This is a genomic window from Diaphorobacter ruginosibacter, assembly GCF_040396215.1.
GTDB lineage: Bacteria > Pseudomonadota > Gammaproteobacteria > Burkholderiales > Burkholderiaceae_C > Diaphorobacter_A > Diaphorobacter_A ruginosibacter_A.
In genome coordinates, this window is record NZ_JBEBOW010000036.1 from 18,456 (window position 1) to 27,091 (window position 8,636).

The window sequence follows — 8,636 nt, forward strand, 5'->3', positions numbered from 1 at the left end:
TCGGTCAGTTCCCCGGGCCTGCCGCCGCCACATCCTCGCGCTCCAGCCGGCCGTCGGTCCATTGGCCGCCCAGCACCTTGTAGAGCGTGATGCGGTTGGCCTGCTCGGCCAGTTGCAGCGTGATCTGCGTCTGCTGCGCCGCATAGAGCGAGCGCTGCGCGTCCAGCACGCTCAGGTAGTCGTCCGCGCCCAGGCGGTAGCGCGCGTCCGACAGGTCCAGCGCCTGGCGCGTGGATTCCACCAGCGAGCGCTGTGCATCGATGCGCTCGCCGAGGGTGGCGCGGTCGGCCAGCGCGTCCGAGACTTCGCGGAACGCGGTCTGCACGGCTTTCTCGTATTGCGCGACGGCGGTGTCGCGGGCGACTTCGGAGACGCGCAGGTTGGCGCGGTTGAGTCCGGCATCGAAGATGGGCAGGCGTATCTGCGGGACGAACGACCAGGTGCCGTTGCCCGAGTCGAACAGGCCGGATAGCGAGGTGCTGCCCGTACCGACGGAGGACGTCAGCGTGATGGACGGGAAAAACGCGGCGCGCGCGGCTCCGATGCTGGCGTAGGCGCCGCGCAGCGTGTATTCCGCGGCCTGTACGTCGGGGCGGTGCAGCAGCACGGAGGAGGGCAGGTCCTGCGGCACCGACAGTAGCGACGTGGCGGGCTCGGGCAGCGCGGCCTGCACGGAGGCCAGGCGCTCCGAGCGGCGCGGCCCGGCGGTGAGCGGCGGCGGCTCGGCGGGTACTGCCGCTGCCACGCTGGCCGGCAGCAGCGATTCGTGCACCGCATCGCCCACCAGCAGCGCGAGCGCATTGCGGTCGCGTGCGAGCTGGGACGTGTAGGTGCCGACATCCACGCGCGCGGAGTCCACGGTGGTGCGCGTCTGCGCCAGCGTCAGTCCGTTGGCTGCTCCGAGTTCATGGCTGCGCTCGGTCAGTATGAGCGCTTCCTTGCGCGTTCGCAGCGTCTCGCGCGCCAGCATCAGGCGGCGCGCATCGGCATCCAGGGTGAGCCAGGCGCTGGCGGTTTCGGCGATCAGGCTGAGCTGCACGCTGCGGCGGCTCTCGCCGGTGCGAAGGAATTCCTGCAGCGCCGCTTCGTTCAGGTTGCGCACGCGGCCGAAGAAGTCGATCTCGTAGCTGCTGAAGCCAAGCTGCGCGGTGTACTGGCTGCCGATGTTGCCGCGGCCCGCCGTGGTCAGGTCGTCCGCGGTGCGCGAGCGGCTGGCGGCGCCTGTCGCGGCCACGGAGGGAAACAGCGCCGCGCGCTCGATGCCGTATTGCGCACGCGCCTTCTCTATGGCGAGCGTGGCGACGCGCAGGTCGCGGTTGTTGTCGAGCGCCTGATGGATCAGCTCGCGCAGACGCGGCTCGGCGATGAATTCCTGCCAGTGCATCGGGCCGTTGCGCTCGTCGATGCGCACGGCGGCTTCCTGGTCGGGCGAGAGCGCGGCGCTGGACTTGGCATGCTCCATCGTGTCCTGGACGGGCAGGGGCGGCTGCTGGTAATCGGGAGCCAGAGACATGCAGGCGCAGAGCATTGCAGCGGGCGCGCCCAGTGCGGCCACGAGCCGGCAGCTGCGCAGCGCACGCGCGAGCGCGGTGGGGGGGAGATTCGATTCCATCATGATGCGGTATGCGGCGTATCGCCGGGGGCCGCGGCGTCGGATGGGGACGCCGCGGTTTTCCCGCGCGTGAAGAGCTTGCGGATGACCAGGAAGAACACCGGCACGAAGAAGATGCCCAGCAAGGTGGAGAACACCATGCCGCCGAGCACCGCGGTGCCGATGGCGCGGCGTCCGCCGGCGCCCGCGCCCGTGCCGAGCGCCAGCGGCAGCACGCCGAAGCCGAAGGCCAGCGAGGTCATCAGGATGGGGCGCAGCCGCATGCGCACGGCTTGCAGCGTCGCGTCGATCAGCTTCATGCCGCGCTCCTGCAACTGCACGGCGAACTCCACGATCAGGATGGCGTTTTTCGAGGCCAGCCCCACCGTGGTGAGCAGGCCCACCTGGAAGTACACGTCGTTGGACATGCCGCGGCCATAGGTTGCGATCAGCGCGCCGATCACGCCCAGCGGCACGGCCAGCATCACCGAGAACGGCACGCTCCAGCTTTCATACAGGGCGGCAAGGCACAGGAACACGAACAGGATGGAGATCGCGTACAGCAAAGGCGCCTGCGAGCCCGACTGGCGTTCCTGCAGCGAGGCGCCGGTCCATTCGATCCCGATGCCCGGGGGCATCTTCTTCATGATGGTCTCGACCTCGGCCATGGCATCGCCCGAGCTTGCGCCGGGCGCGGTGTTGGCCAGCATTTCCAGCGCGGGGCTGCCGTTGTAGCGCATGAGCTGCGGCGAACCGCTGCTCCACGACGTGGTCGAGAACGAGGAGAAGCGGACCATCTCGCCATTCTTGTTGCGCACCGACCATTGGCTGACGTCCTGCGGCAGCATCCGGTAGGGGGCGTCGCCCTGGATGTACACGCGCTTGACCCGCCCGAAGTGGATGAAGTCGTTCACGTAGGAGCCGCCCAGGGCGCTGGAGAGCACGTTGTTGATGTCGCTGAGCGAAACGCCCAGGGCAGCCGCCTTGCGGTCGTCGATGTCCACCTTCAGCTCGGAGGTGTCGTCGAAGTTCAGCGTCCGCATGTTGGCCAGCGACGGCATGTCGTGGGACGCGGCGATGATGTCGTCCTTGGCCTTCATGAGCGCGTCATGGCCCAGGCCGTTCAGGTCCTTGAGCATGAAATTGATGCCCGCGCTCGAGCCCAGGCCGCGCACCGCGGGCGGCAGCATCACGTAGATGCGCGCGTCGCGGATCCTGCGCAGATCGTTCGTTGCCTTGGTGGCGATGGCGGCGGCGGACTGGCTTGCCAGCGGGCGCTGGTCCCACGGCTTCAGGCGGATGAACATGTTGCCCGAATTCTGGTTGCCGTTCAGGCCGGACACTGCGTTGATGCGGTACACCTCTGGCAGTGTCTGGAAGTACTGGCGCATCTCATCGACCACATCCTGGAGGCGGGCGTCGGTCGCGCCGGACGGCAGCGTGATGCTGGCCGTCACGAAGCCCTGGTCTTCATCCGGCAGGAATGAGGTGGGCAGGCGATGGAATAGATAGCCCGTGCCGACCAGCAGCGCCAGGAAGATCAGCATGATGCGCGCGGGGCTGCGCAGCAGCTTGCCCACGCCCGCCTGGTAGCCGTTGGCCTTGCGGTCGAACTGGTGGTTGAAGCCGCGAAAGAACTTGTCGACCCAGCCCAGCATGCCCGCGCGGATGGGGCGTTCGTGATGGCCATGCGGCATCGGCTTGAGAATGGTCGCGCACAGCGCCGGGGTGAGCGTGAGCGCCACCAGGACCGACAGCGCCATGGCCGCCACGATGGTGATGGAGAACTGGCGGTAGATCACGCCAACCGACCCCGCGAAGAAGGCCATGGGCACGAACACCGCCGACAGCGTCAGGCCGATGCCCACGAGCGCGGGCGTGATTTCCTTCATCGACTTGCGCGTGGCTTCCTTGGGCGAGAGGCCTTCCTCGCTCATCACGCGCTCGACGTTCTCCACCACCACGATCGCATCGTCCACCAGCAGGCCGATGGCCAGCACCATGGCGAACATGGTCAGCATGTTGATCGAATAGCCCATGGCCGAGAGCACGCCCAGCGTGCCCAGAAGCACCACCGGAACAGCGATGGCGGGGATCAGCGTGGCGCGCAGGTTCTGAAGGAACAGGAACATCACCAGCGTCACCAGCACCATCGCCTCGGCCAGCGTCTTCACGACCTCCTCGATGGAGGCGCGCACGAACGGCGTGCTGTCCGAGCTGATGACGCCGTTGATCCCGTCGGGAAAGTAGGGCGCCAGTTCCTCGAGCTTTCTGGCGATGTCCTCGGCCACCTTCATGGCGTTGGCGCCGTCGGCCAGCACGATGCCCATGCCAGCGCCCGGCTGGCCGTTGAGGCTGGACTTGATGGTGAGGTTGTCCCCTTCGAGCGCAACGCGGGCCACGTCGGCGATGGTCACCACGGAGCCGTCCTCGGCGGACTTGAGCACGATGTTCTTGAACTCTTCGACGGTCTGCAGCTTGGAGCGCGCCGTGATGGTGGCGTTCAGCATCTGCCCTTTCACCGCGGGCAACTGGCCGAGCTGGCCCGCCGACACCTGTACGTTCTGGTTGTTCAGCGCGGCCTCCAGGTCGGAGGGCATGAGCGCATACTTTTCCATCAGCGTGGGATCCATCCAGATACGCATGGCGTAGTTGGTGCCGAACACGGTGACATCGCCCACGCCATCGACGCGGGCAATCACGTCCACCACGTTGCTGGTGAGGTAGTCGCCGATCCGGACCTGCGACACGCTCGGGTCGGGTGAGGTGAAGACGTAGGTGACCAGATAGTCCTGGCCGCCCTTGTTGACGAACACGCCGCGGCTCTTGACCGCGTCGGGCAGCCGGTTCATGGCCCCTTGCAGCTTGTTTTGCACCTGCACCTGCGCCACGTCGATGTTGGAGCCCGGAGCGAAGGTCAGCGTGGAGCGCGAGCGGCCGGCGGAGTCGCTGGTGGAGCTCATGTAGAGCAGGTTGTCGATGCCTTTGAGCTGCTGCTCGATCACCTGCGTGACCGAGTTCTCGACGGTTTCGGCGCTGGCGCCGGTGTAGGTCGTGTTGATGGTCACGCGCGGCGGCGCGATGTCGGGATACTGCTCGAGCGGCAAGGTCCAGATGGACATGGCGCCCGCCAGCATGATGACGATGGAGAGCACCCACGCGAAAACGGGACGGTCGATGAAGAATTGAGCCATGGTGCGTCAGCCCCTCAGCGCGATGCGGGGGCGCTTGCGGCCTGCGCGGGGGCCGGCGCCGCCGTGCTCGCATCGTCTCCGGGGACGGCCTTGTTCTCGTCGCGCGGCGTCCAGGGCACGGGCGTGATCCTGTCGCCGTCCTTCGCATGCAGCGAACCATCGACCAGGATCGTGTCACCCGCGGCAAGGCCGGAGACGACTTCCCAGCGGTTGCCGACGGCCGCGCCCGTCACGATGCGGCGGCGCTCCAGCTTGTTTTGCGCGCCCACCAGCATCACGCTGGCATTGCCCGCGGGGTCGCGCGAGACGGCCTGTTGCGGGGCGAGCAAGGCCTTCTCCTGCACGCCGCTCTCCAGCGTCGCGCGCACATACATGCCGGGCATCAGCAGTCCGTCGGGATTGGGCACCACCGCGCGCAGCGTGATCGAGCCGGTGTTCGGGTTGACGTTCACGCCGCTGAATTGCAGGCGGCCCTCGTGGGCGTAGTCGCTGCCGTCGTCGAGCTTGATGGTGATGCGGGCCTCTCCCTTGCCGGTGCTCTGGATGCGGCCTGCGGCCATGGCGTTCTTGAGTTGCAGCACGTCGGCGCTGGATTGCGTGAAATCCACATACAGCGGATCGATCTGCGAAACCGTCGTGAGCGCGGCGGTCTGGTTGGCGGTGACCAGCGCGCCGGGCGTGACCGAGGAGGTGGTGGTGCGGCCGGAAATGGGCGACTTGATCTGGGTGTAGCCCAGGTTGATGCGCGCGGCGTCCACGGCGGCGGCGGCCACCGCCACGTCCGATTGCGCCTGCAGCACGGCGGCTTGGCTGTCGTCATAAACCTGGCGGCTGACCGCGTCGATCTTCACCAGCTCGGCATTGCGCCTGGCGTTGGTCTGGGCGCTCGCGAGCGTGGCGCGGGCCTTGGCCTGTGCGGCCTCGGCGCTTTTGAGGGCGACGGAATAGGTGGATGGATCGAGCTGGTACAGCACTTGTCCCGATTTGACCGTTGCGCCCTCGGTGAACAGGCGCTTTTGCAGGATGCCGCCCACCTGCGGCCGGATTTCCGCCGTGAGGAATGCGCTGGTGCGGCCGGGCAGTTCGTTGGTGACCAGCTGCCGCTCCGGCTGGAGGGTGAGGACACCCACTTCCGGCGGGGCCGATGAGGCGGACTGAGGCTTTTTGTCAGAGCATGCGGCCAGAGCCAGTACGCAGCCGGCAACCACCAGGAGACGCGAGAGGCGGGGCGCCTGTTGTCCAACCCACGGAGAAGAAGATGGGGCCGGGGCGGCTTGCGGACGGGGCTGCGAAATGAAATGGGCTGGAACGACTGAATTCATGGAAAAGCGCAAATCACGGGTGAGACGGCCATTGTGAATGGCAATTTAGGAGAAACCTGGGAGCCAATCCGGCATTCTGCATTCTGATATCACGAATGGCGGGTTTGCCATTGCAGGCCCTCCTTCACAAGATGCAAAACATACTTATTGATGTTTGGTCTATTGAGGTCTAATGATTCGTTTGCCATGTGGCGCATCTTGGTTTTCTTCGTCAAACAGGATTGATTCGTAGAGTGTCGGAGCCGAAATCGCTCCGGAGCCGTCTGGTTCCGGGCATCACCGTCAAGCTGTTTCTGGCCGTGCTTTTCACTGCCGCCAGCGTTGTCATCGCGATGGCGCTGGCCGCGCAGTGGAGCTTCAACCGCGGCTTTCTGGGCTACCTGAACGAGCAGGAGGCGCAGCGCCTCGAACTGGCGAGGCCCCGCATCATCGAAGCCTATGTGGATAACGGCAGGAGCTGGGAGTTCCTGCGCGGGGATCGTCGGCGCTGGTTCCATCTGCTGCGGCCGCTGCCGGAAACGGATCCGGACACCGATGTCTATGACGGCAAGGAGATCCCGCCGTCGCCGCCGCTGTCGGAGCTGACCGGCGCGCTGCTGCGCACCACGCTGCTGGATGCGGGCGGCAATTTCGTCGTGGGGTTCACCGATACGCGCGTCAAGGGCGTGCGCCAGCCGCTGATCGTCGATGACCAGGTTGTCGGCTATGTGGTGACGGCGCGTTTTCAGAGCGTGACGGCGGCAGGCGACGTGCGCTTCGAGCGCAGCCAGTTCCGCGCAAGCTGGACGATGGGCGCCGTCTCGGTGCTGCTGGCCGCGCTCGTTGCGCTGTGGGCGGCGCGGGTGCTGCTCAAGCCGCTGCGCGAAATGGCCAAGGCCACCCGCAGGCTGGCGGCGGGCGACTATTCCATCCGCGTCGATGCGCAGGGCGCGGGCGACGAAGTGGGACAGTTGGCCGCCGACTTCAATCACATGGCGCAGGTGATGGAACGCAACGAAGGAATGCGGCGCGACTTCATGGCCGATCTTTCGCATGAGCTGCGCACGCCGCTGGGCGTGCTCAACGGCGAGCTCGAAGCCATGGAGGACGGTGTGCGCCCACTCACGCGCGAATCGGTGAAATCGTTGCAGGCCGAGGTGGCGACGCTCAACAAGCTGGTGAGCGATCTCTACGACCTGTCGCTCGCGGAGGCTGGCGCCATGACGTTCCAGCATACCCCGCTCGATCTGGTGGAGCTGCTGCGCGTGGCGGTCTCGGCGTATGCGCAGCGGCTGGCGGATGCGGGCATTGCGCTGGAGGTGCGCTGCGAGGCGGGCGAACTGCTGGTCTCGGGCGATGCCCGGCGGTTGCGCCAGCTGTTCAGCAATCTGCTGGAGAACTCGCTGCGCTACACCGACCGGGGAGGGCGGCTGCTCATTACCGCGCGCAGGAGCGGGCCCGACGCCGTGCTGAGTTTCAGCGACTCGGCGCCCGGTGTCGATGCGGACCATCTGGCGCGCATTTTCGATCGTTTCTATCGCGTGGAAGGCTCGCGCAGCCGCGCCAGCGGTGGGGCAGGCCTGGGGCTGGCCATCTGCAGCCGCATCATCGAGGCGCATGATGGCGAGATGAACGCCTGCAATTCGCCGCTCGGCGGCTTGATGATGAACTTGCGCTTTCCGTTGAGTCATCACGCGCTGCATCCAGACAACCAGGAGGAATGGCGCCCATGACGCCGCAGACCCCGCACCATGAAGCCACCGCATCGGTTGCGACCGCGCATGTGCTGGTGGTCGAGGACGAGCCCAAGCTGGCCGCCCTGATGATGGACTATCTGCGCGCCGCCGGCTACGAGGCCAGCTGGCTGGCTGACGGCGCCCTGATCGTCCGGCACGTGCGGGAGCATGAGCCGGACCTGGTGCTGCTGGATGTGATGCTGCCCGGGCGCGATGGCATCAGCCTGTGCCGGGAACTGCGCGCCTTCAGCGACCTGCCGATCGTGATGCTGACGGCGCGCGTGGAGGAAGCCGATCGCCTGGGCGGCCTGGAAGCCGGCGCGGACGACTATATCTGCAAAACGCCTTTCAGTCCCCGCGAGGTGGTGGCGCGGGTGAAGGCCATCTTGCGCCGCGTGCAGCAGCAGGGCGCGCGCGAGCGGGCGAATGCGCGCAGCCTGGCGCATTCGCCGCTGCGGGTGGATGCGGAGGCTTACCGCGCCTACTACAAGGGCGAGCTGCTGCCGCTCACGCCGGTGGAGTTCCGCTTGCTGCGCATCCTGCTTTCGGCGCCGGGCCACGCATTCACGCGCGAGCAGTTGCTGGCGCGCCTGCATGATGATCCGCGTTCGGTGAACGACAGGGCGGTGGACAGCCACATCAAGAACCTGCGGCGCAAGCTGGCGGCCGTGGATCCGGATGCCGACCTGATCCGTTCGGTGTACGGAGTCGGGTTCAGGCTGGAGCCGCAGGCAACTGCTGGATTTCCACGGTGACGTGGACCAGTTCTTCGTGGATGCCCAGTGCGGCGCGCACGGATTGCGGAGAAATGGAC

General features: G+C 66.7%; 5 protein-coding genes. 2 read left to right on the forward strand and 3 right to left on the reverse strand.

The window, feature by feature from the left end; all coding sequences use genetic code 11:
• Window positions 1-4: 4 nt before the first annotated feature.
• From ABWP92_RS06775 to ABWP92_RS06785, 3 genes are read right to left on the reverse strand one after another with little or no spacing between them, the layout of a single operon-like run.
• Window positions 5-1,612, reverse strand: a complete 1,608-nt coding sequence (locus ABWP92_RS06775; RefSeq protein ID WP_502907465.1) for an efflux transporter outer membrane subunit — start codon at window positions 1,610-1,612, stop codon at window positions 5-7.
• The gene (locus ABWP92_RS06780; protein WP_353234605.1) at window positions 1,612-4,785 is read right to left on the reverse strand and encodes an efflux RND transporter permease subunit; all 3,174 of its coding nucleotides are present in this window, start codon (window positions 4,783-4,785) and stop codon (window positions 1,612-1,614) included. The genes ABWP92_RS06775 and ABWP92_RS06780 overlap by 1 nt, the downstream gene beginning before the upstream one ends.
• Window positions 4,786-4,799: 14 nt before the next feature.
• Window positions 4,800-6,107, reverse strand: coding sequence for an efflux RND transporter periplasmic adaptor subunit (locus tag ABWP92_RS06785; protein WP_502907466.1), 1,308 nt, complete (start codon window positions 6,105-6,107; stop codon window positions 4,800-4,802).
• 233 nt (window positions 6,108-6,340) lie between these two features.
• On the opposite strand from ABWP92_RS06785, the gene baeS reads away from it, so the two are divergent.
• Window positions 6,341-7,819: a sensor histidine kinase efflux regulator BaeS gene (gene baeS, locus ABWP92_RS06790; protein WP_353234607.1), complete on the forward strand. Its 1,479-nt coding sequence runs from the start codon at window positions 6,341-6,343 to the stop codon at window positions 7,817-7,819.
• A complete protein-coding gene (locus ABWP92_RS06795; protein WP_353234608.1) occupies window positions 7,816-8,577 on the forward strand; it encodes a response regulator in 762 nt (253 codons plus the stop codon). Before baeS ends, ABWP92_RS06795 begins: the two co-directional genes overlap by 4 nt.
• Window positions 8,578-8,636: the final 59 nt, after the last annotated feature.

Coding starts and splice junctions, on each gene's coding strand:
- ABWP92_RS06775 (WP_502907465.1), bottom strand. CDS start 1,612: ATGGAATCGAATCTCCCCCCCACCGCGCTCGCGCGTGCGCTGCGCAGC.
- ABWP92_RS06780 (WP_353234605.1), bottom strand. CDS start 4,785: ATGGCTCAATTCTTCATCGACCGTCCCGTTTTCGCGTGGGTGCTCTCC.
- ABWP92_RS06785 (WP_502907466.1), bottom strand. CDS start 6,107: ATGAATTCAGTCGTTCCAGCCCATTTCATTTCGCAGCCCCGTCCGCAA.
- ABWP92_RS06795 (WP_353234608.1), top strand. CDS start 7,816: ATGACGCCGCAGACCCCGCACCATGAAGCCACCGCATCGGTTGCGACC.